The 24,448-nt window shown below is 62.1% G+C and carries 22 protein-coding genes and 1 pseudogene; 20 read left to right on the top strand and 3 right to left on the bottom strand.

Features of this window, described 5'->3' with window-relative positions; translation table 11 throughout:
• Positions 1-182 precede the first annotated feature (182 nt).
• The 5 genes from QZY67_RS07855 (at position 183) to QZY67_RS07835 (ending at position 6,871) form a co-directional block, all read left to right on the top strand.
• Positions 183-983 (top strand): cell wall hydrolase, encoded by an 801-nt coding sequence (locus tag QZY67_RS07855; RefSeq protein ID WP_295369575.1) that lies wholly within the window; start codon positions 183-185, stop codon positions 981-983.
• Between the two features lie 577 nt (positions 984-1,560).
• On the top strand, positions 1,561-2,373 hold the full coding sequence (locus QZY67_RS07850; RefSeq protein WP_295369574.1) for a cell wall hydrolase: 813 nt from the start codon (positions 1,561-1,563) through the stop codon (positions 2,371-2,373).
• Positions 2,374-2,528: 155 nt separating this feature from the next.
• Positions 2,529-4,334 carry an FtsW/RodA/SpoVE family cell cycle protein gene (locus QZY67_RS07845; RefSeq protein ID WP_295369573.1) on the top strand — a complete coding sequence of 602 codons (1,806 nt, stop codon included), beginning with the start codon at positions 2,529-2,531 and terminating at the stop codon, positions 4,332-4,334.
• Positions 4,331-5,704 carry a penicillin-binding transpeptidase domain-containing protein gene (locus QZY67_RS07840; protein WP_295369571.1) on the top strand — a complete coding sequence of 458 codons (1,374 nt, stop codon included), beginning with the start codon at positions 4,331-4,333 and terminating at the stop codon, positions 5,702-5,704. The genes QZY67_RS07845 and QZY67_RS07840 overlap by 4 nt, the downstream gene beginning before the upstream one ends.
• Positions 5,705-5,719: 15 nt before the next feature.
• A complete protein-coding gene (locus tag QZY67_RS07835) occupies positions 5,720-6,871 on the top strand; it encodes a DUF362 domain-containing protein (RefSeq protein ID WP_295369569.1) in 1,152 nt (383 codons plus the stop codon).
• Positions 6,872-6,935: 64 nt separating this feature from the next.
• Here QZY67_RS07835 and QZY67_RS07830 read toward each other — a convergent pair whose 3' ends face one another.
• On the bottom strand, positions 6,936-7,592 hold the full coding sequence (locus QZY67_RS07830) for an HAD-IA family hydrolase (RefSeq protein ID WP_295369567.1): 657 nt from the start codon (positions 7,590-7,592) through the stop codon (positions 6,936-6,938).
• Positions 7,593-8,259: 667 nt separating this feature from the next.
• Here QZY67_RS07830 and QZY67_RS07825 point away from each other — a divergent pair.
• From QZY67_RS07825 to QZY67_RS07790, 8 genes and pseudogenes are all read left to right on the top strand, one after another.
• Positions 8,260-8,544 (top strand): annotated as a pseudogene (locus QZY67_RS07825) (VirB4-like conjugal transfer ATPase); the annotation flags it as partial.
• A gap of 200 nt (positions 8,545-8,744) precedes the next feature.
• Complete coding sequence (locus tag QZY67_RS07820) at positions 8,745-9,086, top strand: hypothetical protein (protein ID WP_295369565.1); 342 nt, start codon at positions 8,745-8,747, stop codon at positions 9,084-9,086.
• Between the two features lie 66 nt (positions 9,087-9,152).
• On the top strand, positions 9,153-9,536 hold the full coding sequence (locus QZY67_RS07815; RefSeq protein WP_295369563.1) for a hypothetical protein: 384 nt from the start codon (positions 9,153-9,155) through the stop codon (positions 9,534-9,536).
• Between the two features lie 11 nt (positions 9,537-9,547).
• Positions 9,548-9,796: a hypothetical protein gene (locus QZY67_RS07810; RefSeq protein ID WP_294534205.1), complete on the top strand. Its 249-nt coding sequence runs from the start codon at positions 9,548-9,550 to the stop codon at positions 9,794-9,796.
• 408 nt (positions 9,797-10,204) lie between these two features.
• The gene (locus QZY67_RS07805; RefSeq protein ID WP_295369561.1) at positions 10,205-12,904 is read left to right on the top strand and encodes a molybdopterin cofactor-binding domain-containing protein; all 2,700 of its coding nucleotides are present in this window, start codon (positions 10,205-10,207) and stop codon (positions 12,902-12,904) included.
• Positions 12,905-12,914: 10 nt separating this feature from the next.
• Positions 12,915-14,132 carry a PucR family transcriptional regulator gene (locus QZY67_RS07800; protein ID WP_295369559.1) on the top strand — a complete coding sequence of 406 codons (1,218 nt, stop codon included), beginning with the start codon at positions 12,915-12,917 and terminating at the stop codon, positions 14,130-14,132.
• Between the two features lie 89 nt (positions 14,133-14,221).
• A complete protein-coding gene (locus QZY67_RS07795) occupies positions 14,222-14,896 on the top strand; it encodes an isochorismatase family cysteine hydrolase (protein WP_294534199.1) in 675 nt (224 codons plus the stop codon).
• Positions 14,897-14,919: 23 nt separating this feature from the next.
• Complete coding sequence (locus QZY67_RS07790; RefSeq protein WP_295369557.1) at positions 14,920-15,582, top strand: YitT family protein; 663 nt, start codon at positions 14,920-14,922, stop codon at positions 15,580-15,582.
• Between the two features lie 92 nt (positions 15,583-15,674).
• Here the strand turns inward: QZY67_RS07790 and QZY67_RS07785 are convergent, their stop codons facing one another.
• Positions 15,675-15,845, bottom strand: coding sequence for a hypothetical protein (locus QZY67_RS07785; protein ID WP_294534195.1), 171 nt, complete (start codon positions 15,843-15,845; stop codon positions 15,675-15,677).
• 283 nt (positions 15,846-16,128) lie between these two features.
• Between QZY67_RS07785 and QZY67_RS07780 the strand changes: the two genes are divergently transcribed.
• The 7 genes from QZY67_RS07780 (at position 16,129) to QZY67_RS07750 (ending at position 24,070) form a co-directional block, all read left to right on the top strand.
• The gene (locus QZY67_RS07780) at positions 16,129-17,412 is read left to right on the top strand and encodes a dihydroorotase (protein WP_294534193.1); all 1,284 of its coding nucleotides are present in this window, start codon (positions 16,129-16,131) and stop codon (positions 17,410-17,412) included.
• A 41-nt stretch (positions 17,413-17,453) separates the two neighbouring features.
• Positions 17,454-18,377: an orotidine-5'-phosphate decarboxylase gene (pyrF, locus tag QZY67_RS07775; protein ID WP_295369556.1), complete on the top strand. Its 924-nt coding sequence runs from the start codon at positions 17,454-17,456 to the stop codon at positions 18,375-18,377.
• Positions 18,378-18,388: 11 nt separating this feature from the next.
• Positions 18,389-19,168, top strand: coding sequence for a dihydroorotate dehydrogenase electron transfer subunit (locus QZY67_RS07770; protein ID WP_295369554.1), 780 nt, complete (start codon positions 18,389-18,391; stop codon positions 19,166-19,168).
• Positions 19,169-19,280: 112 nt separating this feature from the next.
• Complete coding sequence (locus QZY67_RS07765) at positions 19,281-20,183, top strand: dihydroorotate dehydrogenase (RefSeq protein WP_295369577.1); 903 nt, start codon at positions 19,281-19,283, stop codon at positions 20,181-20,183.
• A 33-nt stretch (positions 20,184-20,216) separates the two neighbouring features.
• Positions 20,217-21,380, top strand: a complete 1,164-nt coding sequence (locus QZY67_RS07760) for a bifunctional histidine phosphatase family protein/GNAT family N-acetyltransferase (protein ID WP_295369552.1) — start codon at positions 20,217-20,219, stop codon at positions 21,378-21,380.
• A gap of 82 nt (positions 21,381-21,462) precedes the next feature.
• Positions 21,463-23,484, top strand: a complete 2,022-nt coding sequence (locus tag QZY67_RS07755; protein WP_295369550.1) for a YgiQ family radical SAM protein — start codon at positions 21,463-21,465, stop codon at positions 23,482-23,484.
• A gap of 4 nt (positions 23,485-23,488) precedes the next feature.
• The gene (locus QZY67_RS07750; protein ID WP_295369549.1) at positions 23,489-24,070 is read left to right on the top strand and encodes a hypothetical protein; all 582 of its coding nucleotides are present in this window, start codon (positions 23,489-23,491) and stop codon (positions 24,068-24,070) included.
• A 47-nt stretch (positions 24,071-24,117) separates the two neighbouring features.
• Here QZY67_RS07750 and QZY67_RS07745 read toward each other — a convergent pair.
• Positions 24,118-24,448 (bottom strand): ACT domain-containing protein (locus QZY67_RS07745; protein WP_295369548.1); only part of this gene is annotated, 331 nt, incomplete at its 5' end.

The raw sequence follows: 24,448 nt of genomic DNA, 5'->3' as shown, positions 1-24,448 counted from the left end.
GAATGCCCCGGAAGCCTTGCTGTGCAAGGCTTCCGGGGAGCGGAGCGAGGACTTTTGCGCCGCTGTGCGGCGCGAAAGTAACGGCATTTTTGAAGGCTGGCCCTTCCATAACTTACTCCTTGTGCCAGAAGGGGAGGTCAGGTTACAATTCTGGTATCATTGAATAAAAGGAAGTGAACAGAATGCGAAAAATTGTAACCTTACTCCTGTGTCTTTGGCTGGCCGCCGCGCCGGCGGGGGCGGTAAGCGTGTTGGTGGACGGCGTACCGCTGGAGAGCGACATTGATCCAGTCGTCATCAACAGCACCACCTACGTGCCCCTTCGGGCGGTGACAGAGGCCCTGCGTGAGGACGCCGTGGTGACCTGGGAGGGTCAGGCTGTGGTGCGGGCGGGCAGCGACCTGGAGCTGACCGCCGCCCCCGGAGCCATTTATCTGGAGGCCAACGGACGGGCGCTGTACATAGCCGACGGCGTGCAGGCGGCATACGGCCGGGTGCTGGTGCCGGTGCGGGTGCTGGCCAAGGCCATGGATGCCCAGGTGGACTGGGACGGAGGGAGCCGCACGGTGTCCCTCACCTCGGGCGCCGGAGCCATTGAGAGCGCCTCCGTATATTATAAGGAAGATGAGCTCTACTGGCTCTCCCGCATTATCTCTGCCGAGAGCAGGGGAGAGCCTCTTCTGGGCAAAATCGCGGTGGGCAACGTGGTGCTCAACCGGGTGGCCCACAGCGAGTTCCCCACCACCATCTACGGCGTTATCTTTGACGACCGCTGGGGCGGGCAGTTTGAGCCGGTCAGCAACGGCACCATCCACCAGACGCCCACGGAGGAGAGCGTTCTGGCCGCACGCCTGGTGCTGGACGGCGCCGACGCGGCGGGTGACAGCCTGTATTTCCTGGCGCCTGCCCTCACCAGCAACCACTGGATCATGGAGAACCGGACTTTTGTGCTGCGCATCGGCGCGCACTGGTTCTACCGCTGAAGAAAAGCAGGACAAAAGACGCCTTATGTGCCAAGCGGCCCGCCGGAATTTCCGGTGGGTCGCTTGCTTTTGCGTAAAAGGAAGAAAAATTTTTTCAATTTTCAATTTGAAATTTCAGGAAGTTATATACTCCTGACATTTTCCAGTATTAAACAGGATAAAAAGTAATTTTATATAAAAATATGTATATATATGGAATATTTGAAAGGGGAAAAATAAGATAGGGACAAGGTAGGCTGGGGCGGAGGAGGGGGTAGAGAAGGGAAAAATTAAATGCCGCAAAAAGCCTTGGGAGAGAAGGGCTCAGGCGGCATTTTGGTGCGCCGCTAGGACCGCAGACGAGTGGGAGGAACGTCCGCCTGGAGAATGAAATATCCTTTTTTTGAAATAAAATGAAAATAAATGGATGAAATACCAAACAAACGGACATAATGTCGTTACCGTTTGTAACCGTCAAATTGTATGAAAAGTGGTCGAAACAAGCTTGTGACAAAACTTTCTCTTGCAATTTGCGAGAGATGCGGTTACAATACGGTTACAAAAAAGAACAAAACAGAAAACAGGAGTACATGGTATCATGAAGACGCGATTACTTTCCGCAGCCATGTGTCTGGCTCTGGTGTTCACCCTTGCCAGCCAGGCTGCAGCCACGGAGACGCCCAGCTTTACGCTGGACGGCACAGCCCTTCAGATGGAAGTGGCCCCTATGGTGGTCAACCGTACCACCTATGTCTGTTACTGGCCCGTCGTCAAGGCGATGTATCCCGACGCCGCGGCCACCTGGGAGAATGACCGGGCCGTGGTCCGGGCTCAGGGCCTGGAGCTGACCATTCAGATTGGCGCCCCCTATCTGGTGGCAAACGGCCGCTACCTCTACTTTGAGGGCGGCCCCCTCCTGCAGGACGGTAACATTATGGTTCCCATCCGCACCCTGGCCCGGGCGCTGGGCGCCTCGGTGACCTGGGAGAAGGCCTCTGGCTCAGTGGCCATCCAGTCGGGCTCCGGCCCCATCCAGTCCGGCGATCAGTACTACAATGCCGACAGCCTCTACTGGCTGTCCCACATTATTCACGCTGAGAGTGGAAACCAGCCCCTGGCGGGCAAGATTGCAGTGGGCAATGTGGTGCTCAACCGGGTCAACAGCCCCCTCTTCCCCGATACGGTGTACGAGGTGGTGTTCCAGCGCAACCAGTTTACCCCGGTGTCCAACGGCTCCATCTACCTGGAGCCCAGCGCCGAGAGCGTGATTGCCGCCAAGCTCTGCCTGGACGGTGCAAACACTGCCGGGGCCAGCCTCTACTTTGTCAACCCCTACACCGCGCCCAACAGCTGGGCCTCCCGCAACCGGCCCTATGTGGCCACCATCGGCGCCCACGCATTCTTTGCATAATGCCCCAAAAGCCCGGAAGCAGCCGCTTCCGGGCACTTTTTTTGACCGTACATCGATTTGTGTTCTGAGGGATTTATGCTATAATGTTCAGAACGGGGCGGGCAGCCGCCCCATCTTCCATGAACCGCTGTCCCTGAAAGGAGGAGGTTCCGCCTGTGAACGCCGCAAATTTTCCCCAGGTCTTACTGGATCAGCTGACCGCCCTGCTGGCCGCCAATCCGGAGTTGGGGGCCTGGTATACCGCCATTGTGCGCTTTGTGTTTCCCGTGCTGGCCCTGCTGATTCTCATTCGTACCATCCGGTCCCTGCTGACGGTGCCCCATGTGCCCGAGGTGTGGGCCTATCTCACCCTGCCCAACGGGGCTAGCGAGCCCCTGACCCACTGGGAGAACATCCTGGGCCGATCTCCAGCCTCCGACGTGGTGCTGGGCTACCCCACCGTGTCCCGGCAGCACGCCGCCCTCATCCGGGCGGAGGACGGCAGCTGGACGGTGTACGACCTGGACTCCAAGGGGGGCGTGGCCGTCAACGGCAGGGAGGTGGAGGGCCAGGCCCCCGTGGCCTACGGCGACGTGCTGTCCCTGGGGGGTGTGGAGACCGTCCTCCTGGCCGTGTCCGAGGAGGAGCTGGAGGCCCGGCGGAAGGCCAGGAAGGCTCAGAGGCCGGTGTCCCCCTGGCTGGGGCTGGTGCTGCTCACCGTCTTCCAGGTGCTCACCGCCGTGCAGCTCATTGTGGCCGAAGGGGAGGGGGCCTCTGTGGCCATCCCCACCACCTACCTGTGCCTGACGGCCGTCATGTGGGCCTATTTCATGTTTATGCGGGCCACGGGCCGGGTGGGCTTTGAGATGGAGACCATCGCCTTTTTCCTGTGTACCCTCTCCCTGGCGGTCACCGCCTCCAAGAACCCGGACGGACTGTTCAAGCAGTTCGCCGCCATTCTTCTGGGCCTGGCCCTCTTTGTGGTGCTGGGGGTCTTTATGCGGGACCTGGAGCGGGTGAAGAAAATCCGCTGGCTCATGGCCGCCGCCGCCATCTGCCTGCTGGGGGCCACCCTGGTGCTGGGCACCGGCCTCAACGGCGCGAAAAACTGGATCGTGGTGGGCGGCATGTCCTTCCAGCCCTCTGAGATAGCGAAAATCTGCTATATCTTCGCCGGAGCCGCCACCCTGGAACGGCTCTTCCGCAAGCGGAACCTGGGGCTGTTCATCGTCCTCACCGGGGCCTGCATGGGCTGCCTGGCCCTGATGAGCGACTTCGGCACCGCGGCCATCTTCTTCGCCGCCTTCCTGGTCATCGCCTATCTCCGCTCCGGTGACTGGGCCACCCTGGGTCTCATCACCGCTGCGGGCGTTGGGGCCGCCGCCGTGGTGGTCACTCTGAAGCCCTACATTCTCCGCCGCTTCGCCACCTGGGGCCACGCCTGGGAGTACGCCTCCTCCGGCGGCTTCCAGCAGACCCGCACCATGTCCGCCGCCGCCTCCGGCGGCCTGGTGGGCGTGGGCGCGGGGGAGGGCTGGCTCCAGCGGGTCAGCGCCGCCGAGACCGACCTGGTCTTCGGCATGCTCTGCGAGGAGTGGGGCCTTATCATCGCCGCTCTGGCGGTGGCGGCCATTGTCACCCTGGCTGTGTTCGCCGTCCGGTCCTGCCGGGCGGGACGCTCCAGCTTCTACACCATCGCCGCCTGCGGCGCCGCCGGGCTGATGGTGGTCCAGACCTGCCTGAACGTGTTCGGCGCGGTGGACATCCTGCCCCTCACCGGCGTCACCTTCCCCTTTGTGTCGGTGGGCGGCTCGGCCATGATGGGCTCCTGGGGTCTGCTGGCCTTCCTCAAGGCCACCGACACCCGCCAGAACGCCAGCTTTGCCATCCGTCTGCCCTCCAAAAAGCAGGGAAAGCGGCTGGCGGCCCCTGTCAGACCGGAGGAAGAACCCGACTGGGAGGAAGGAGATGAGGAGGCGTGAAACGGATTGAAAAACGGGCGGGTGTGTGCCTGATTCTGGCCGCCGCCCTGGTGCTGGGCCTGTGCTTCTATGTCCTGCGCTATGTGATCTACGGCGGCAAGTGGGTCTCCCTGGCCGCCAACCGCCATCTCTACAACAGCGCCGGGCAGCTCTCGGTGGGCCGGGTGCTGGACCGGGACGGGGACGTGCTCTCCTGGGCCGACGAGGACGGCAGCCGGCGCTATTACGACGGCGAGACCGTCCGCAAGGCCACCCTCCACGCCGTAGGGGACGCAGAGGGAAAAATCGGCACCGGGGCTTTGGTGGCCTTTGCCGACCAGCTGTCCGGCTACAACCTGATAACCGGCGCGTACAGCCTCCAGGGCACGGGCAACGACCTGTACCTGACCCTGGACGCCCGGTACAACTACATCGCCTACAACGCCCTGAATGGCCGGAAGGGGGCGGTGGGGGTGTACAACTACGAGACCGGCGAGATCCTCTGCATGGTCTCCACCCCCACCTTTGACCCGGCCAACCCGCCGGTAATTGAGGAGGGGGACGAGCAGTACGACGGCGTGTACATCAATCGCTTCCTCTCGGGCACCTTTGTGCCCGGCTCGGTGTTCAAGACGGTCACCCTGGCCGCCGCCATCGAGAACATCCCCGATCTCTTTGAGCGCACCTGGACCTGCACCGGTTCCACCCAGGTGGGGGAGGGGACCGTCACCTGCCCCTACGCCCACGGGGAGATGGACATCTACGGCGCCCTGGCCTCCTCCTGCAACGGGGTGTTCGCCCAGCTGGCCGTGGAGCTGGGGCCGGAGATGATGACCGCCTACGCTGAGAAGGCGGGGCTGACCTCCAGCTATCAGGTCAGCGGCATTTCCACCGCCAAGGGCCGCTTTGACCTGTCGGACGCCGCCGTCAACGACCAGGGCTGGGCCGGCGTGGGCCAGTACAGCGACGCGGTGAATCCATGCGCCCTGATGGTCTACATGGGGGCCATCGCCAACGGCGGCAGGGCGGCGGTGCCCCAGCTGGTGCTCCGCACGGAGAACAGCCTGGGCTGGAACCTGTCGCCCTATTTCAAGCACAACACCGGCCGCCTCATTGAGGCGGGCACGGCGGAGATTCTGGCCGACATGATGGCTCGCAACGTCACCGAGACCTACGGCGCCTCCCGTTTCCCCAACATGGACATCTGCGCCAAGTCGGGCACGGCGGAGGTGGGGGGCGGCAAGGCCCCCAACGCCTGGTTTGCCGGCTTCCTGCGGGGCGAGGATACGCCCTACGCCTTTGTGGTGGTGGTGGAGAACGGCGGCAGCGGCGCGGATGCGGCGGGCTCCGTGGCCGCCCAGGTGCTGGACGCTGTGGTAAACGGATACTGAGCGGAGATGACATCCATGGATAACAGAGTGTACGCCGTGCGCTGTACCGATTACGCCCAGGCGGAGGAAAAGCTGGGGCTTCTTCTGGACAGGATGGGCGGCATGGGCCGCTTTGCCAAGCCGGGGGAGACCCTGGCTCTGAAGGCTAACCTGCTGGAAGCCATTTCCCCTGACCGGGCGGTGACCACCCACCCGTCGGTGGTGGCGGCGGTGGCGTCCCGTGTGGCAGGAGCAGGGGCAAAAGCAGTGATTCTGGACAGTCCCGGCGGCGGTCACTGGCAGAACAGCCCCGCCGCCCTGGAGAAGCTCTACAGCGTCACCGGTATGGCGGAGGCCGCCCGGCAGTCGGGGGCGGAGCTCAACTACGACATGGGCCGGGAGCAGCGCTCCTTCCCCCAGGGGGAGCTGGTGCGCTCCTTTGAGGTGCTGTCCGCCACCTTTCAGGCAGACGGTATCCTCAACCTGTGCAAGCTCAAGACCCACATGTTTATGATGATGACCGGGGCGGTGAAGAACACCTTCGGCCTGATCCCCGGCCTGGCCAAGGCGGGGTGCCACACCCGGTTCCAGAGCAAGGAGCAGTTCGCCCACATGCTGCTGGACCTGTGCGCACTGGCAGCGCCCCGGCTGTCGGTAATGGATGCGGTGGTGGCCATGGAGGGGGAGGGGCCCGGCGCCTCCGGTACCCCCAGGCCCGTAGGGCTGCTGCTGGCGTCGGAGAATCCCCTGGCCCTGGATACAGTGGCCGGGGCCATCATGGGCCTCAGCAAGGCAAATAACCCGCTGCTGCTGGCAGCGGAGCAGCGGGGCCTGGGGCCGGTTGACCTGGAGCAGGTGGAGCTTATCGGCCTGGACAAGGCCGAGCTGCCGATACCCGGATATAAACTGCCCCCTGCACCCAAAGGGAACATGGTGGGGCTGCCGGCGGTGCTCAATCCCTTTGTGGACCTGGCCCGGCGGGCCCTGTCCGCCACGCCCCGGGTGCGGGAGGCCTGCGTGGGCTGCGGCATCTGCGCCGCCTCCTGCCCGGTGAAGGCCATCGCCGTCAAAAACCGCCGGGCGCGGATTGACACCGGCAAGTGCATCCGGTGCTACTGCTGCCACGAGCTGTGTCCTCACAAGGCCGTGGAGCTGCATGCCGGCGTTCTATCCCGACTGCTGGAGTGATAACAAGAAAAAACGCGCGGAACCGCAGCTATTTGCCGGTTCCGCGCGTTTTGTATTCCTTGGCTCAGGACACTGCGGTGAGGGCGGCGTAGAGCCCGTCGGGGCTGGAGACAATCTCCGTGGCGCCGTGAGCGAGGAGGAAGGCCTTGTCCCGGAAGCCCCAGCTCACTGAGATGCAGGGCAGGCCGGCGTTGCGGGCGGTGGCGATATCCACGTCGGAGTCGCCAATGTACACGGCCCCTTCAGCGGGGACTCCCAGATCCTTGAGGGCCTTGAACACGGTATCGGGCGCGGGCTTGCGCTCCACCCCCTGGGATTCGCCGATGGCAACCGGGATCAGATCACCGAAATAGGCCTGGCACAGCCCCTTGACGGCGCTGTCGAACTTGTTGGACACAACGGCCAAGTGAAAGCCTGCCCGCCCCAGACGGTCCAGCATCTCCACGATGCCGGGGTAGGGGGCGGTCTTGTTTTCCATGTTGAGGAAGTAATGGGCCCGGAAGTCGCTGAGGCATTTGGCGGCCAGTGCCTCCGGTGTGCCTTCCGGCACAGCGCGGGCCATCAGGCGGCCCACTCCGTTGCCCACAAAGCGGCGGACCTCGTCCAGCGTCCGGCCGGGCAGGCCATTGACCGAGAGGGCGTAATTGGTGCTGTCGGCCAGGTCCTGGAGGGTATCCAGCAGGGTACCGTCCAGATCGAAGACCGCTGTGTGATATCTCATGTAAGTCCTCCGTTCCGCCGCACCGCGCGGCGCAGATAATATGAAGTGGATGCGGCCCCCATGCGCAGGGGGCGCGGCAGTTTCCGCCAGCCGCCCGGAGGGCGGAACGGCGGACAGACGCTGGGAAGGTCAAAAGACCCTCTGCTGTAATTCTTATTATAAGCCAGGCCGGAAGAAAAATCAATTGCGGCGGTGTTGCAGCGGCACCGAGAAAAGATTTCTTGGTATTCCTGAAATTTTGTAGGTTTGTCAAACATATTGGGTGGTGAATTCATTAGGAGAAAGCCAGAGAAGGGGGAACGTGGGAAAGCTGTTGGGACGGCGGGTGTAGCCGCGCTGCCGCAGCCCCACCATACTCAACCGGGGATTTCTTCTGCACATGTCCCGGCTCAGCTTCAGATCTGGCTCTGTGTGTTGCTTCGGGGGGCTGTGAGGCCGCCGGGACTGGCAGGCCAATGACTCCGGTGTACCGTCCCAGCGTTTCTTACAGAAGCAGATATAGGACCGACTTTTGCTATACTTCCGGCTGATTCGGCTGGAGCCGTATTTCTCTGTGCACTTCATCAGGGATTGCCGGTATGCCATGCCCTGTGGTATACTTTTGCTCATGAAGGACATTATGCAGAACTTTGTAAATTCGCAGGTGCCCTTGAACTTTCTGCGGGAAATTGCCACATGGTGCTGCTTTGACGAGTTCCATGTGCTCCTTCGTGACCCGCCGACCGCAAGCTGCTGTGTATCCATCTGGAAAATGCTCCTTAAGAAAGGCTGCGTACCCAGTGCTTTAACGCAGAAGGTGAAGGACTTTCTTGCCAGCCCGGAGACTGAAAACATCTTCAAGAACTCGGACTTCCCTGTTCTGCTCTCCCAGGTACAGGGGGAGCGCCCCCATCAGCTTTCCTATATGACCCATACCAATTCCGGCGTGGACCTTCTGTTCTTTGGGAGCACCGCATGACCACATGCCCCGGGGACAAGAAACGGGAGCCGGGAAAGGGGGCGTAAACCATAAGCAGTGGCTGCTGGACAAGACCCGCCCCCTGGTCCAAACTACTAAGCATATAACCCCGTGGCATCTGGAGAAACGTGCAGAGCACGGGTTTTCGTCGTCGCCTTACCCATGTGCTCTGCTCGGCGAGTCAGAGAACGCACATGGGATTTTCACTGGCGGATAACCTGGAGAGCATCGATTGTGAAAAATACCTCTATGCCATTACTGGAAAGAAAATTTCTCAGTTAACTTCTGATCAGGTTGCGCTGTTGGGTATGACTACAGGCGCTGGCGTAATTGTCATTTCAGCAGCGGCTTTTGCAGGCGGATATACCCTCGCCACAAGTGGAAAAATTGCAACCGTCGCTAAATCGTTAGCTGTAAAAGGCGGTGAAATTGTCAAAGTAATTTTTAGCTCAGCTGGTGCAGCAGCATCTGAAATCACTAAGTGGAGCAATACTTTCGGAAACATTATGGAACCAGTAACATCGATGTTTGAATAAAAGCAGCATTGGTAAGGCGGGCCTCAATTGGGCTCACCTTACCAGTAGTCTAAAAGGAGGACATTTATGCATTTTTTGGTTCCCGACCACACCACACCGGGGAAGCGAAGCGTCACCATTAGTATTCAGCCCTCGGATTCCGTCCTGGGATATCGGCTGCAATCAGAAAATATGGCCCAGTCCGAGTTTTCAAAAGGCAGCAGTTTCGAGATTTCGCAAAATGGGAACTATCAACTTGAAATCCGCGTGAGCGACCAAGAGTCAGAGACTCTGCAATTTACGATTTCTTTTCTAAAGAGAAAACCCGAATTTGACGGCGGAGATGGTTCAGAAGCCCGCCCTTACCGCATTTCGACCATAGAGCAATTGAACGCTGTACGGTTAAAACTGAGTGCCCATTTGACATCGGATATCGATATAAAAAACGGCTGGAGCCTACCCAGTGAATAGGAGTAAAAATAGTGTGGAAAGAAATTCATAAGAATCAATATCCTAGTACGTTGTTAACAGATTCTTCCGTTACAGAGATACAAGTTAAAGGAAAAAATATCTCTGCAACCTTTTCCCAATATGGATTTTTTGTTAAAAACAGAGCAGATGGTAAGTATTATAGAACTGATGGGGGGCAATTAGTGTTTAATGGATGTGATATTGATGCTATAGAAATTAAAAAGATTAGAACACAATGTGAACTGCACCCCATTTGTTAGTTAGTATATCACTGTCTAACAAATGGGGTGCAGTTCAAAATCAATTGGTGCGGTTGTTTGTTTTCGCAGTTGTCTTTTGTTTTGGGTTCTGCGCAGAGTCACTCCGCCCGATTCCAAATACGGCGGAGAGACAAGGCAGTATTCTGCTCCTTTGGGGCGGAACGAATCTTTTTTGCGGAAGTCCTCCGCAGGATAGCGGGAAACGGAAAATATATTCGGCCTTGATACACGAAAAATTCTGTGAAAGATTGTGTGAAGCATCCAGAGCGCAGCGCGGGATAACCTGATATAATCAATATGTGAAAAAAAGCACAATCACGCCGTTGATGGTAGAAAATAAGGTTAGAAGCGGAACAGACACCCCCCTGCCGGGCGCATTGTTCCGACCTATATGGATGGAGTGTTGACATGAAAGAAGCGGCGATTGAGTTTGTACTGAACGGGAACCGGGTCTCCTGCACCTGCGATCCGGACATGACCCTTCTTCAGTATCTGAGAGGGACGGCGTGCCTGAAAGGGGCAAAGAACGGCTGCGGCACCGGCCATTGCGGCGCTTGTACGGTGCTGATGAACGGGCGCGCCATCCGCTCCTGCATTACCAAAATGTCCCGGGTAGCCGGAGCGGAAATCCTGACGATTGAGGGGCTGAAAGGGGAGGACGGCGGTCTTCATCCCATTCAGAAGGCGTTCCTGGACGTGGGTGCCATCCAGTGCGGCTTCTGTACGCCGGGCATGGTGCTGGCGGCCAAGGCTTTGCTGGATAAGAATCCCAGTCCGACCGAGCATGAGATTGTCAAGGCCCTGGAGCACAACTACTGCCGCTGCACCGGCTACGTGAAGATTATCGAGGCGGTTTGGCTGGCGGCGGCCCGCCTCCGGGGCGAGGAACCAAGCCAGGATGAGATCCGCTTCCTGGAGCACAGCACCATCTCTCTGGGGGAGCATGAGGAGCAGGAGCCTCAGGAGCACAGGGTGCTGGGCAAGTCCATCTGGGATATGGACGGCCCCGCCAAGGCCGACGGCACGCTGGCCTACTGCGGCGATCTGGCACGCAAGGACATGGCCTACGGCGCCTTTGTCTGGGCGCCCGCGCCCAAGGGGACCGTCACCGGCATGGGCCTGTCTGAGGCGGAGTCCATGCCCGGTGTACTGCGGATTATCACCGCAGACGACGTGCCCGGGGAGAACCGGCTGGGCACCTTTGACCGGGAGCAGCCCGTGTTCTGCGACAGGGAATTCAACTTCCTGGGAGACATGCTGGCCCTGGTGGTGGCAGAGAGCGAGGCGCAGGCCAGAGCGGCGGCCCGGGCGGTAAAGGTCAGCTGGCAGGCCGCCGCCGGCATCTACACCATTGAGGACGGCATTGTCAAGGGGTCTGTCATGCTGGAGAACGGCCGCCAGACCGGCGACGTGGAGGCGGCCAGAGACAAGGCCGCGGTGACGGTGTCCGGCGACTACGAGCTGGAGCGGATTGAACACGGCTGTCTGGAGCCGGAGTGCGCCCTGGGCTGCATTGAGGACGGGATGCTGGCGGTGTACGCCACCACCCAGTCGCCCTTTGAGATCCGCCGGATGCTGAGCCACATCATGGCCATGGACGAGAGCGCCATCAAGGTGGTGGGCACCCATCTGGGCGGTGGCTTCGGCAGCAAGTGCGACGCCCATATCGAGGCGGCGGCGGCCGTAGCGGCCCACGTGATGAACGGACCGGTGATGATTACCCTGGACCGGCGGGAATCCCTGCTGCTGTCCACCAAGCGTCACGCCTACCACACCAGCTACAAGGTGGGCTTCAACGCCGACGGAACATTTTCCTATCTGGACGCGTCCCTCTGCTCCGACGCCGGTCCCTACAACAACCTGAGCGGCGGCGTGCTGATGCAGAGCTGTATCTTTGCCGGCGGCCCCTACCACATTCCCAACATCTCGGTGAAGGGCAAGGCAGTGCGCACCAACAATGTGCTGGGCGGAGCCTTCCGGGGCTTCGGCATCAACCAGGGCGCCATCTGCATCGAGACTCTGATGGACGAGGCGGCGGAAAAACTGGGGCTGGACCCCTTTGAGATCCGCCGGCGCAACGCCCTGCGCATCGGCTCCCGCACTGTGGGCGGCGAGCTGCTCAAGCACAGCGTGGGTCTGGTGGACACCATCAACCTGTGCGAAAAGCTGACTCGGGAGGCCCTGGCGGAGTACGCGCCCCTATATCCCCAGGGAGATAAGGTCCTGGGCGTGGGCGTGGCCAGCGGCTACAAGAACGTGGGCGTTGGCAAGGGTGTGCCCGACGACGGCGGATGCATCCTCACCATCAAGGAGGACGGCCGGCTGGAGATGCGGGTGTCCGGAATCGACATGGGTCAGGGCTTCCGCACCGCCATGCTCCAGATCTGCGCCGAGGCCACTGGATGGAAAATGGAAGATATTGATGTTATCTCGGGCGACACCTCCCGTACCCTCCGGCATGGACAGGCGGTCAGTGAACGGCAGACCCTCAACTCCGGCCATGCTGTGGTGGAGGCAGCCGCCCGGCTGAAGGCCGAATGTGAGGCCAACCCCTGGAAGGCCGGCGAGCGGCGGCAGGCGGAATACTACTTTGTGGCGCCGCCCACCTACAAGCTGGAGGATGAGGAGGCGCGCCGTACCCAGGGAGATGAGTACCGCAACTACCCCGCCTACGCCTACACCACCCAGGCCGCCATTGTGGAGGTGGACAAGTCCAACGGCAAGGTAAAGGTGCTCAAGGTAGTGGCCGCCCACGACGTGGGCCGGGCCATCAACCCCCATATCATCGAGGGCCAGATTGAGGGCAGCTGCTCCATGGGCATCGGCTACGCCCTTCAGGAGGCCTTCCCGTCGGAGAACGGCGTGCCTGTCAACCTGTACTATGGCAAGCTGGGGCTGCCCAGGGCGGGGGAGACCCCCTCCTATGAGATCGCCCTGGTGGAGGACCCGGAGCCTCTGGGGCCCTTTGGCGCCAAGGGCATCTCCGAGGTGGCCACCGTACCCATGACCCCGGCGGTGCTCAACGCCATCCACAACGCCGTAGGCGTCAGAATACGTCGGCTGCCTGCCACGCCCGAGCGGGTGCTGGAGGCCATGAAGCGCGGATAGGAGGGCTGCCATGCTCAGCGTAAAAAATCTGCTGGGCCTGGAGTGCTTCCGGCGCATTACACTGGAGGCGGGGAAGGGCGGCCTGCACCGCCGCATCTCCTGGCCTAACATCGCCCAGACGGCCAGCATCCGGGAGTGGCTGGTGGGCGGAGATGTGATCCTGATGAGCGGCGTGGGGCTGGATCACTCCGCGGCCTTTCTGAACAATATGATTGAACAGGCGGTGGCCGGAGATGCAGCATGCCTTATCATCCTGCTCCACCGGGATCTGATTCCTAACATCCCGCTGGAGACCATCGCCTACGCCGACGCCCGCGCCTTTCCGCTATTTTCAGCGCCCTGGGATCTTCAGCTGGCCACGCTGATCGGCGAGGTTTCCACCTTGATTCTTCAAGATCAGTACGGAGAGAACCTGATGAACGAGCTATTGGAGATGCTGCTGTTCAAGCGGGAGCTAATTCCGGGGGACCTGATGACCAACCTGGTGGAAAAGTACCGGCTGCAGGGACCCCACATTGTAGTGGACACCGCATGCAGCTGGGAGAACGCCGGGGTGGACACACCCATGTGTCTGGCAGAGCTGCCGATCCGGCGGCAGGTCAACAGCATGATAATCCAGGCGCTGAAAGGCGCGTTTTCTCAGACATACTATATCAACCGGGACTGGAATATGATTTTTCTCATTGGGCTCCGGCCCGGGCAGGAGCGTCAGCTCCGGGAGACTTTGCATGAAATTCAGCGCCGGGCGGCAGAGGCCTACCATGGCCTTCGGGTGCGCTTTGGAGTGGGGAACCTTTACCGTACGCCGGAGCTGTTTGCCCGAAGCTGCCAGGAGGCATCCAAGGCCCTCAGCCTGTGCGGAGAGGAAAACGTCACGTTTTTCTCCGACCTGGGGATCTTTCAGCTGCTGGCGGAACTGCCCGACCAGCGGCGCATCCATGAATATGCAGCTGAACAGCTGGCGCCTCTGCTGGAGTATGACGCAAAATACAGGAAAAACCTGCTGCGAACCCTGGAGATTTATCTCCAGACCAACTGCAGCTGCAAAAAGACCGCAGAGATCATGTATCTCCACCGCAACACGCTGGCCTATCAGATTGACAAGATCCGCGGTTTGCTGGGAGTGTCTCTGGAGGAGGCGGAGGTGCGAAACCATTACTACAACTGCCTGAAGCTCTACCGGTACAGCCGGGAACAGGGAAAAGGCAGTCTGGAGGGCGGTGGATAGGTGGGAGATACAGGCACGGAAAGTGTTGTTCAAGGGTTATAGGCAAGGCACATCAATAAAGACATTAAATTTTTAAGGAGGATATCCAGATGAAAGCTTACTTCAACAACGTGCAGAAAGAGGTTCCCCAGCAGCTCCAGGAGGTGTTCCTTGATCCCAAGGATACTGCCATCATCACCATTGACATGCACGACGGCCATCTCTCCGAGGACCCTGAGTGCCCCTGCCCCTCTCCCCGCGGCCGCGAGATCGTGGAGCCACTGAACAACTTTATGGCCGAGTGCCGCAAGCTGGGCATGCCTATCATCCATGTGCGCTCCACCCTGCGCAAGGGCGGCGTGGACGAGAAGCTCTACCCCTCTGCCTGGCGCATGGTGTTCCCCGTCACCGTGGGCGAGATCCCCAACATCGCCGAGCACGCTATTGAGGGTACCCGCTGGAACAAGATGTCCATTGACGTCCACGATGAGGACTACATGGTCACCACCAAGAAGCGCCTGTCCGCCTTCTATCCCACCGATATGGAGCTGCTGCTGCGCAATCTGGGTATCCGCCGCGTGGTGCTCACCGGCTGCATGACCGACTGCTGCGTCATCAATACCGCCTTTGATGCCGCCAACCGGGACTTCCGGGTGGTGGTGCCTCAGGATCTGACCCGCGGCTCCGAGCACCTGGAGATTCCTGCGCTTCAGATGATCTCCCTCCACCTGGGCCTTGTGGTGGACTCCGCCGACCTGCTGGAGCACTGGAAGCAGGCCCTGTGACCGGATAGGGGAAGGAGAACTATATGAAACATACGCCCAAAAGCCTGATTCTGCGCTGCCTTGTCATTCTGCTGGGCACTATTGTGGCCGCCTTCGGGTGCGCGTCCTTTGTCAAGTGCTCTTCCCTGGGCCTGGCTCCCGTGGACGCCTTCATTATGGGCCTGGGCGGCAAGCTGGGCACCAGCTACGGTATGACGCTGAATATTGTAAACATTGTGCTCTTTGTATTCCTGCTGATCTTTAACCGCAAGATGATTCACTTCGGCACCATTATCTATACCCTGCTGGTGGGCACCTTTTCCGACATGTTCATTGCCATGCTTACCGGACTGCTGGGCGAGGACCCGGCGCTGCCGGTCAAGGTGGTCCTGCTCCTTCTGGCTGTAGTGACCTTTGCCTTCGGCCTGGGCCTCTATCAGTCCGCCCAGCTGGGTGCCGGCCCCATTGACGGCTTCAACCAGACCATTGCCAAGTGGACCAAGATCCCCCTCAAATACGAGCGGATTGGCTGCGATGTGCTCATGGCGCTGATGGGCTTCCTTCTGGGCAGCACCATCTTTGTTGGCACCATTCTGGGCATGTTCGCCGTTGGCCCCATCATGGGTCCCACCATCACCAGGCTGGCCCCTGTGGTTGACAAGTGGGCGGACGGAGACCACAGCGAGGCAGATAAGGTCGCAGGCTGAGCCTGCACACGAGAGGCAATATGTACGCCACGCCCCGGAGGGAACGCCGTTCCCTCCGGGGCGCCGCTGTGTCCGGACTTCCCGGCCTTTGGTCACATGCCAATGTTGTCAGAGAGATTCTCCACAACCTCGCCCACGGCCTTGATGGCCTTGTCGGCGGCCCGCTTGATCTCCCGCTTTTTGGTGCCGGACATGGCCATGCCCAGTGCGGCGCCCGCCGCCAGGCCCATACCCATTCCTGCAATAAACTGATGCTTTGTCATGTTTTTTACGCCTCCTTTTCCGGTCCGTGCTTATTGTTCCCCGAAAAGCGGAAAAATGCGTTGCTAAATAATGTGATTCAATGCTATAATATGTCTGACCGGCCAGCCGCACAGGGAATGGAGCCGGCTGGGACGCGAAACATGGGAAAATATGTTTGCCCCGGTTATCGGGATGACCGGAAGCGCATAGGTTCATACGGCAGAGGGGCGGGGAAAACCTGGTCCCCTTTTTTGGTGCGCACAGGCGGGAACTTCACCGCTGTACGCGGAAAGGAGTGGTATTTTGAAGCTGCTGATCCGCCAGGGAAAGCTGGTTGACCCCGTAGGGGGTATCGGCGGAGTGATGGACATATTGATCGAGGACGGGAAAATCGCCGTCATCGGCAGTGATATCCGGGAGCCGGACGCTCAGGTGATTGACGCCCGGGGGATGGTGGTGTGCGCCGGTCTCATCGACATGCACGTCCATCTGCGGGAGCCCGGCTTTGAGTACAAGGAGACCATTGAGACGGGCTGCCGGGCGGCGGCGGCCGGAGGCTTCACGGGCATTGCACCCATGGCCAACACCCGCCCTGTCACCGACAGCCCGGAGCAGGTGGCCTTTATCCGCCAGAAGGCGGAGGAGGCCGGGCTGGTGCGGGTGTATCCCATCGGCGCGGTGTCCAAAGGGCAGAAGGGCCAGGAGCTCACCGACGCGGCCGCCCTGCGGGAGGCGGGGGCTGTGGCGCTGTCAGACGACGGCGTGCCTGTTCAGAACGCCAACCTGCTGCGGGACGCCCTGATTCTGGCCCACCGGCACAATCTGACCGTCCTCTCCCACTGTGAGGACGCGGACATGGTGGGCAACCGGGCGGTGAATGAGGGGCGCATCTCCCGCCAGCTTCGGCTGGACGGGCGGCCCGCCATCGCCGAGGAGCTTCAGGTCATGCGGGACGCCATGCTGGCCGAGGAGACCGGCGCGGCCGTCCACATCTGCCATATCTCCACGGCCAAGTCGGTGGCCATCGTCCGGCGCTACAAGCGCAAGGGCGTGCAGATTACCTGCGAGACCTGCCCCCAGTATTTTACCCTCACCGAGGACGAAATCCTGACCAAGGGCACTATGGCCAGGGTCAACCCGCCCCTGCGCACCAAGTCGGACGTGGAGGGCATCATCGAGGGCCTGAAGGACGGCACCATCGACGCCATCGCCACGGACCACGCGCCCCACTCCGCCGAGGAGAAGGGCAGGCCCCTCACCGAGGCCCCCAGCGGCATGGTGGGCCTGGAGACCGCCCTGGGCGTCACCCTCACGGCGCTGTACCACACCGGGGAGATGGGCCTGTCCGACATTCTGCGGAAGATGACCATGAACCCGGCCTGTATTCTGCGCATCCCCCACAAGGGCCGCCTGGCCATCGGCGGGGACGGCGACCTGGTGATCTTCAACCCGGATGAGAAGTGGACGGTGGACCCGGAGAAATTCCACTCCAAGGGCCGCAACACCCCCTTTGCCGGCATGGAGCTGAAGGGCAGGGTGAAGTACACCGTGGTCGGCGGCAAAATTGTATATCAGGACCAGCCCTGAGGGCCGGAACCATAGATTAAGAGAGAGCAGGAGGAAACACTATGTCTTTCGACGTTTTGCAGGAGAAGATTCTGGAGAAGCACAACCCCACTGTGGCCGGTCTGGACCCCAAGCCCGAGCAGATTCCCGCCCATATTCTGGAGGCGGCCTACCGGGACTATGGCACCGGCCTGGCCGGCGCCGCCGAGGCGGTGTGGCAGTTCAACCGGGGCCTGATTGACGCTCTGTGCGACGTGGTGCCCGCTGTGAAGCCCCAGGCGGCCTACTATGAGCGGCTGGGCTGGCGGGGCATGGAGGTCATGGAGCGCACCATCGACTACGCCCATGAGAAGGGCCTCTTTGTCATCGCAGACATCAAGCGGGGCGACATCGGATCCACCGCCCAGGCCTATGCCGACGGCTGGCTGGCGGGCACCAAGGTGGAGGAGGAGACCTATAAAGTCTTTGACGCCGACTGCGTCACCCTTAACGGCTACATGGGCTCCGACACCCTCAAGCCCTTCCTGGACGCCTGCAAGGCCAACGACAAGAGCATGTTCGTGCTGGTCAAGACCTCCAATCCCGGCTCCGGCGAGCTGCAGAACGTGGCCGCCGGCGACAGCCTGATCTACCAGCGCATGGGCGACATGGTGGAGACGCTGGGAGAGGGCCTGGAGGGGAAGTACGGCTATACCCCCGTGGGCGCGGTCACCGGCGCTACCTGGCCGGAGGAGCTGAAGGACCTGCGGGCCCGGATGCCCCACACCTTCTTCCTGGTGCCCGGCTACGGCGCCCAGGGCGGCACCGCCGAGGACGTGCAGTACGCCTTTGACAAGAAGGGCTGCGGCGCCATTGTCAACGCCTCCCGGTCCATTATGTGCGCCTGGCAGAAGACCGGCGGAGACGGCCGCGACTTCCAGGATGCCGCCCGCGCCGCTGCCGAGACCATGCGGGACGCCATCGGCGCCTACGTGAAGATGGGCTGAGGTGAACGCCCATGAAGGTCGAGACAAAGTGTAAAATCGTCCAGAAGGTCTGGCTCAACCCGGACACGGTCTATATGGTGCTGGAGGCGGGCTCCATGGTGCGGGACACCTGGAAGGCCCCCGGCCAGTTCGTGCACATCAAGTGCGGCGAGGGCAGCTTCCTCCGCCGGCCCATCTCGGTCTGCGCCTGCATGGAGGGCGAGCCGGAGGACACCGTCGCCATTGTCTTTGAGCGGCGGGGCGCCGGCACCGACTGGCTGGCCCGGCGGGCGTGCGGGGAGTACCTGGATGTGCTGGGCTTCCTGGGCAACGGCTTTGCCATGGAGCCGGAGGGACGCTATCTGCTGGTGGGCGGCGGCATCGGTGTGCCCCCCATGCGGGGCTGCGCCCAGTATACCATGGGCCGTTCCACCGCTATCCTGGGCTTTCGCACCGCCCAGCGGGCCATCCTGCTGGACTGTTTCAAGCAGGAGTGCGCCCAGGTGCTGGTGGCCACCGACGACGGCACCATGGGCCGCCACGGATTTGTGGACGCCCTGGTCCGCCAGGTGCTTGAGAAGGATAGAGACTTTACAGCCGTTCTGGCCTGCGGCCCAAAGCCCATGCTGCGCTCCGTCTGGAACGTAGCCAGGGAACTGGGTGTGCCATGCCAGGTGTCCATGGAGGAGCGGATGGCCTGCGGTGTGGGTGCCTGCCTGGGCTGCGCCACCCCCATGGCCGACGGCACCATGAAGCACGTCTGCAAGGACGGCCCCATTTTCCCCGCAGAGGAGGTGGACTGGAATGCCTGAGTATAACCGCACCTGGCTGCCCCAGGCGGAGCAGTTCGCCGGCCAACGTCCGGAAAAGCAGCCGGAGACGGACGCCCCCTGGACCCCTGCCCAGCCCATTGACGGGCTGGACATGTCGGTGACCCTGGCGGGCATGACCATGAAGAACCCCATTGTGGTGGCCTCGGGCACCTTCGGCTTCGGCCGGGAGTACGGCCAGCTCTATGACATCAGCCGTCTGGGCGGCATCTGCGTCAAGGGCCTGACCCCCGCCCGCCGGGAGGGCAATCCCGCCCCCCGCATCGCCGAGACCCCCATGGGCATGCTCAACTCCGTGGGCCTTCAGAACCCGGGCGTGGACGCCTTCATCGCCCATGAGCTGCCCCGGCTCAAGGATATCGACATCCGCATCATCGCCAACATCTCGGGCAATACCCCCGAGGAGTACGGCGTCATGTGCGAGAAGCTGTCCGCCGCCGGCGTGGACATGATTGAGGTCAACATCTCCTGCCCCAACGTGAAGGCGGGCGGTCTGGCCTACGGCACCCGGCCCGAGCTGGCCGCCGAGGTGACGGAGGAGGCCAAGCGGCATTCCACTGTCCCCGTGATGGTGAAGCTGTCTCCCAACGTGACCGACATCACCGAGATTGCCCGTGCGGTGGAGGGGGCGGGCGCCGACGCTATCTCCCTTATCAACACCATCCGGGGCATGCGGATCGACCTGAAGACCCGGCGGCCCATCCTGAGGATGAACACCGGCGGCCTGTCCGGCCCGGCGGTGTTTCCGGTGGCGGTGCGCATGGTGTGGGAGGTGGCCAATGCCGTAAAGGTGCCCGTGCTGGGCATGGGCGGCGTATCCAACGGTCGGGACGCGGCGGAGATGATGCTGGTGGGCGCCACGGCGGTGTCCGTGGGAGCGGCCTGCTTTGCCGACCCCTACGCGCCGGTCAAAACCGTGGATGAGCTGGCCCAAATCGCCGCGGAGCAGGGCCTGAGCCAGGTCTCCCAGCTGACCGGCGCCGTGCGGCCCTGGTAAGGCGTCCAATCCAGAGAGAGCAGGAGTGGTCCCATGACCCGAATTTATATTGTCCGCCACGCGGAGGCGGAGGGCAACCTGTACCGCCGGGCCCACGGTTGGTACAATAGCCTCATCACCCAGCGGGGCTACCGGCAGATCGCCGCTCTGGCCGGCCGCTTTGCGCAGATTCATATTGACGCGGCGTACTCCAGCGATCTGTTCCGCACCATGACCACAGCCCGGGCCGTCTATGAGACCCACGGCCTGGAGCTGCACACCCTTCCGGCCCTGCGGGAGATCAACCTGGGGGACTGGGAGGACATGCCCTGGGGCGGCATTCTCCGCCGGGACGGGGTGCGGATGAAACAGTTCAATACGGCGTCCCCCGACTTCCAGGCGCCGGGCGGGGAGAGCTTCGCCCAGGCGGGAGAGCGGGTGTACGGCGCGGTGATGGACATCGCCCGGGCCCACCCCGGCCAGACGGTGGCGGTGTTCTCCCACGGCACGGTCATCCGCCAGCTCCAGGGCATCATCCGGGGCATGGATCCCCGGGAGATCCGCACCCTGGGCCATGCGGACAACACCGCCGTCACCTGCGTGGAGGTGGAGGACGGAAGGGCAAGGATAGTGTTTGAGAACGACAACAGCCATCTGCCCGAGGAGATCTCCACCCTGGCCCACCAGACCTGGTGGCGCCACCGGGACGGCAACGCCGCCGAGCCCAACCTGTGGTTCGCGCCTCTGGACATGGAGCGCGACAGCGAGATCTACTACCAGGCCCGTAAGGAGGCGTGGGTGGATATCCACGGTTCCCTGACCCACTTCGACGGGGACGGCTTTGTCCGGGAGGCGCTGGAGCAGTGCCGGCGGGACAGCCGGGCGGTGACCGCCGCCTATATGGGGGACGAGATGGCCGGCATCATCCAGCTGGCCACGGAGCGGGACAGGGAGCAGGGGGTGGGGTATATCCCCTTCTTCTACATGCTGCCAAACCGCCGCAGGCAGGGGCTGGGGGTCCAACTGCTGGGAGAGGCGGTGTCGGTGTACCGACCCATGGGCCGGGACAGACTGCGGCTGCGCTGCGCGCCCGACAACCATGTGGCCCAGCGGTTTTATAAGCGCTATGGCTTTCGGAAAATCGGCCAGGCCCAGGGCACCCGGGTTCCGCTGGACCTGATGGAAAAGTACATCGGATATGAGCCGCAGGAGCTTTAAAGCGCGGCGGGGCCATACGGAATAATCTGTATGGCCTCTGCATCTAAATATGTAATAGTATTTTGCTTTACGGGAGAAAACCATGAGCATTGACGCACGGCAGTTTCTGCCGGTTTCCAAACAGGATATGGCGGAGCGGGGCTGGGATTCCTATGACTTTCTGGTGATCACCGGGGACGCCTATGTGGACCACCCCTCCTTCGGCCCGGCCATCATCTCCCGCCTGCTGGAGCACGAGGGATACCGCGTGGCCATTCTGGCCCAGCCGGACTGGCGCAAGGTAGAAAGCTTTACAGCACTTGGCCGTCCACGACTGGCTGTCCTCATTTCCAGCGGCAACATCGACTCCATGGTGGCCCACTACACGGTGGCCAAGCGCCGCCGCCAGGACGACGCCTACTCCCCGGGGAACAAGGCGGGTCTGCGGCCGGACCACGCGGTGGTGGTGTACGCCAACAAGGTGCGGGAGGCCTTTGGGGACATCCCGGTGGTCATCGGCGGCCTGGAGGCGTCGCTCCGCCGCTTTGCCCACTACGACTACTGGGACGACAAGGTCCGCCGTTCCGTCCTGCTGGACAGCCAGGCCGACCTGCTGGTCTACGGCATGGGAGAGACCGCCACCAAGGAGATTGCCGCCCGTCTGGTCTCCGGTACGCCCATCGGGGAGATTACCGACGTGCGGGGCACCGCCTTCCTGGCGGACAATCCCTCCGCCTGCGCCTACCCCATGGTGGAGGTGGCGTCCTTTGAGGCGGTGGCGGGGGACAAGCGGGCCTATGCCGAGGCCAACATGACTGAGTACAGGGAGCACGACCCCATCGTGGGCAGGGCCATCCTCCAGCGCCACGGCCGGGACCTGCTGGTGGTGAACCCGCCCGCCATGCCCCTCACCACCGAGGAGCTGGATCTGGTGGCCGAGCTGCCCTATGTCCGGGAACCCCACCCCATGTACGACAGCATGGGCGGTGTGCCCGCCATTGAGGAGGTCCGGTTCTCGGTGGCCCACAACCGGGGCTGCTTCGGCGCCTGCAATTTCTGCTCCCTGGCCTTCCACCAGGGGCGCATTATCTCCTCCCGCAGCCACGAGAGCGTCATCCGGGAGGTGACCGCCCTGACCCATCACCCCGGTTTCAAGGGGTATATCCACGATGTGGGCGGGCCCACGGCCAACTTCCGCCGCCCCGCCTGCAAGAAGCAGCTGAAGGCGGGCCTGTGCAAAAACCGGGCCTGCCTGTCCCCCGAGGCCTGTCCCAACCTGGACGCGGACCACACCGACTACCTCATGCTCCTGCGGAAGCTGCGGGAGATCCCCGGCGTGAAGAAGATCTTCATTCGCTCCGGTATCCGCTTTGACTACATGATGAAGGACAAGAGCGGGGAGTTCTTCGCCGACCTGGTGAAGCACCATGTCTCCGGCCAGCTGAAGGTGGCGCCGGAGCACTGCGTCAACTCGGTGCTGGACTATATGGGCAAGCCCCACATCGAGGTCTATGAGAAGTTCCGGCAGAAGTATGAGCGGCTCAACCAGAAGTACGGCAAAGAGCAGTATCTGGTGCCCTACCTCATGTCCTCCCACCCGGGCTGCACTCTGGAGGACGCGGTGAAGCTGGCCGAGTGGCTCAACAAGTCGGGCCGGCAGCCCGAGCAGGTCCAGGACTTCTATCCCACACCCGGCACCCTGTCCACCTGCATGTACTACACCGGCATCGACCCCCGCACCATGCAGCCGGTCTTTGTACCCACCAATCCCCACGACAAGGCCATGCAGCGGGCGCTCATGCAGTGGAAGCGGCCGGAGAAGCGGCCCTTGGTATTGGAGGCCCTCCACCGGGCCCACCGGGAGGACCTCATCGGCTTTGGAAAGCACTGCCTGGTGCGGCCCAACGGCCCCCAGGGCGGGCAGAACCGCGCCAACGGCCCGGAGCGGGAGAAGAATAAGGCGCAGAAGGGCGGCAAACCCCGGAAGCGCCCGGAGGAGAAGCTGAAGCAGGCGGGCAAGCGGGTGGAGCACAACAGCCCCACACCCGCCCGCAAGGCGGGCTGGGCCAAGCCCAAGGCCAAGAAGAACGCCAAGCCCAACCAGGGCAGGCGGGGGAGAGGATAAGACCATGGCGGACATACCGCGAGACGGCGGGGACGCGCCCCAGCCGCTGACCCTGACCTACACCTGGGACCGGGACTCCCTGGCTCAGGCTCTGGAGCAGGTCAATCTGCACCGGGCCAGGAGCCTGCTCTACTGGCGGCCCGTCACGGTGCTGATGGCGGTGTGCGGCGTGCTGTTCCTGCTGCTGGCCGCCCTCCGGGTGCCCCACATGGTGAAGTGGCCGGAGCTGGTCAACGTGCCGGAGGTGTCTGCCCTCATTGTCCCGCTGGCGGCGGGGCTGGCCCTGGGCACGGTCTGGCTGCCGTTATTCCGGCCCTTTGTCCGCTCCCGGGTGGCCCGGGAGATGGAGCGGGGGACCTGCGCCAGCCTCCTGGAGGGGCGGCAGACTGTCCGGCTCGACCCGGAGGGCCTGACATACTGCCACGGCGCGGCCTGTGACCTGACGCCGTGGCAACAGGTGCGGGCCGTCTGGCGGACCGGCGGGACTGTGGCGGTCTACCTCCGGGACGGCGGCTTCCGCCTCATCCGCTGTGACGCCTCCGCCCAGGCGGTGGAACAGTACCTGCGGCAGTATATTGAAAAATGAGAGACGCCCGCTGCAATGCAGCGGGCGCTTTGGGACGTTTTGTCGGATCAGATCTGCGAGGTAAATACCTGATAGCCCTGTCGGGTCAGTTCATCCAGCAGCCGCTTGGCCTGCTCGACACCGCCGACTTCGCAGACAACCTGGATAATCGCCTCGCCGATGTCCAGGTCAGCCTGCACGCGGTCATGCTGGAACCGGATGATGTTTGCATTCTGCTCGGCGACCAGATGCGCGAAGCGCTCGAGCGCGCCGGGCGCGTCCGGCATGATGGTCGAGAACTTGAGATGGCGGCAGCGGGTAACAAGGCCTTTTTCCACGATCTTGTGGATGAAGGACACGTCAATATTGCCGCCCGACAGCACGCAGACCACCTTTTTG

Source organism: uncultured Pseudoflavonifractor sp., from assembly GCA_904419835.1.
Classification (GTDB): domain Bacteria; phylum Bacillota; class Clostridia; order Oscillospirales; family Oscillospiraceae; genus Pseudoflavonifractor.
The sequence above is the reverse complement of the archived record's forward strand: the minus strand, read 5'-3'. Positions and strand labels throughout refer to the sequence as shown.

Coding starts and splice junctions, on each gene's coding strand:
- QZY67_RS07760 (WP_295369552.1), top strand. CDS start 20,217: ATGACCCGAATTTATATTGTCCGCCACGCGGAGGCGGAGGGCAACCTG.
- QZY67_RS07855 (WP_295369575.1), top strand. CDS start 183: ATGCGAAAAATTGTAACCTTACTCCTGTGTCTTTGGCTGGCCGCCGCG.
- QZY67_RS07850 (WP_295369574.1), top strand. CDS start 1,561: ATGAAGACGCGATTACTTTCCGCAGCCATGTGTCTGGCTCTGGTGTTC.
- QZY67_RS07800 (WP_295369559.1), top strand. CDS start 12,915: ATGCTCAGCGTAAAAAATCTGCTGGGCCTGGAGTGCTTCCGGCGCATT.
- QZY67_RS07830 (WP_295369567.1), bottom strand. CDS start 7,592: ATGAGATATCACACAGCGGTCTTCGATCTGGACGGTACCCTGCTGGAT.
- QZY67_RS07815 (WP_295369563.1), top strand. CDS start 9,153: ATGCATTTTTTGGTTCCCGACCACACCACACCGGGGAAGCGAAGCGTC.
- QZY67_RS07770 (WP_295369554.1), top strand. CDS start 18,389: ATGAAGGTCGAGACAAAGTGTAAAATCGTCCAGAAGGTCTGGCTCAAC.
- QZY67_RS07750 (WP_295369549.1), top strand. CDS start 23,489: ATGGCGGACATACCGCGAGACGGCGGGGACGCGCCCCAGCCGCTGACC.
- QZY67_RS07765 (WP_295369577.1), top strand. CDS start 19,281: ATGTCGGTGACCCTGGCGGGCATGACCATGAAGAACCCCATTGTGGTG.
- pyrF (WP_295369556.1), top strand. CDS start 17,454: ATGTCTTTCGACGTTTTGCAGGAGAAGATTCTGGAGAAGCACAACCCC.
- QZY67_RS07820 (WP_295369565.1), top strand. CDS start 8,745: ATGGGATTTTCACTGGCGGATAACCTGGAGAGCATCGATTGTGAAAAA.
- QZY67_RS07755 (WP_295369550.1), top strand. CDS start 21,463: ATGAGCATTGACGCACGGCAGTTTCTGCCGGTTTCCAAACAGGATATG.
- QZY67_RS07805 (WP_295369561.1), top strand. CDS start 10,205: ATGAAAGAAGCGGCGATTGAGTTTGTACTGAACGGGAACCGGGTCTCC.
- QZY67_RS07835 (WP_295369569.1), top strand. CDS start 5,720: ATGGATAACAGAGTGTACGCCGTGCGCTGTACCGATTACGCCCAGGCG.
- QZY67_RS07790 (WP_295369557.1), top strand. CDS start 14,920: ATGAAACATACGCCCAAAAGCCTGATTCTGCGCTGCCTTGTCATTCTG.
- QZY67_RS07785 (WP_294534195.1), bottom strand. CDS start 15,845: ATGACAAAGCATCAGTTTATTGCAGGAATGGGTATGGGCCTGGCGGCG.
- QZY67_RS07795 (WP_294534199.1), top strand. CDS start 14,222: ATGAAAGCTTACTTCAACAACGTGCAGAAAGAGGTTCCCCAGCAGCTC.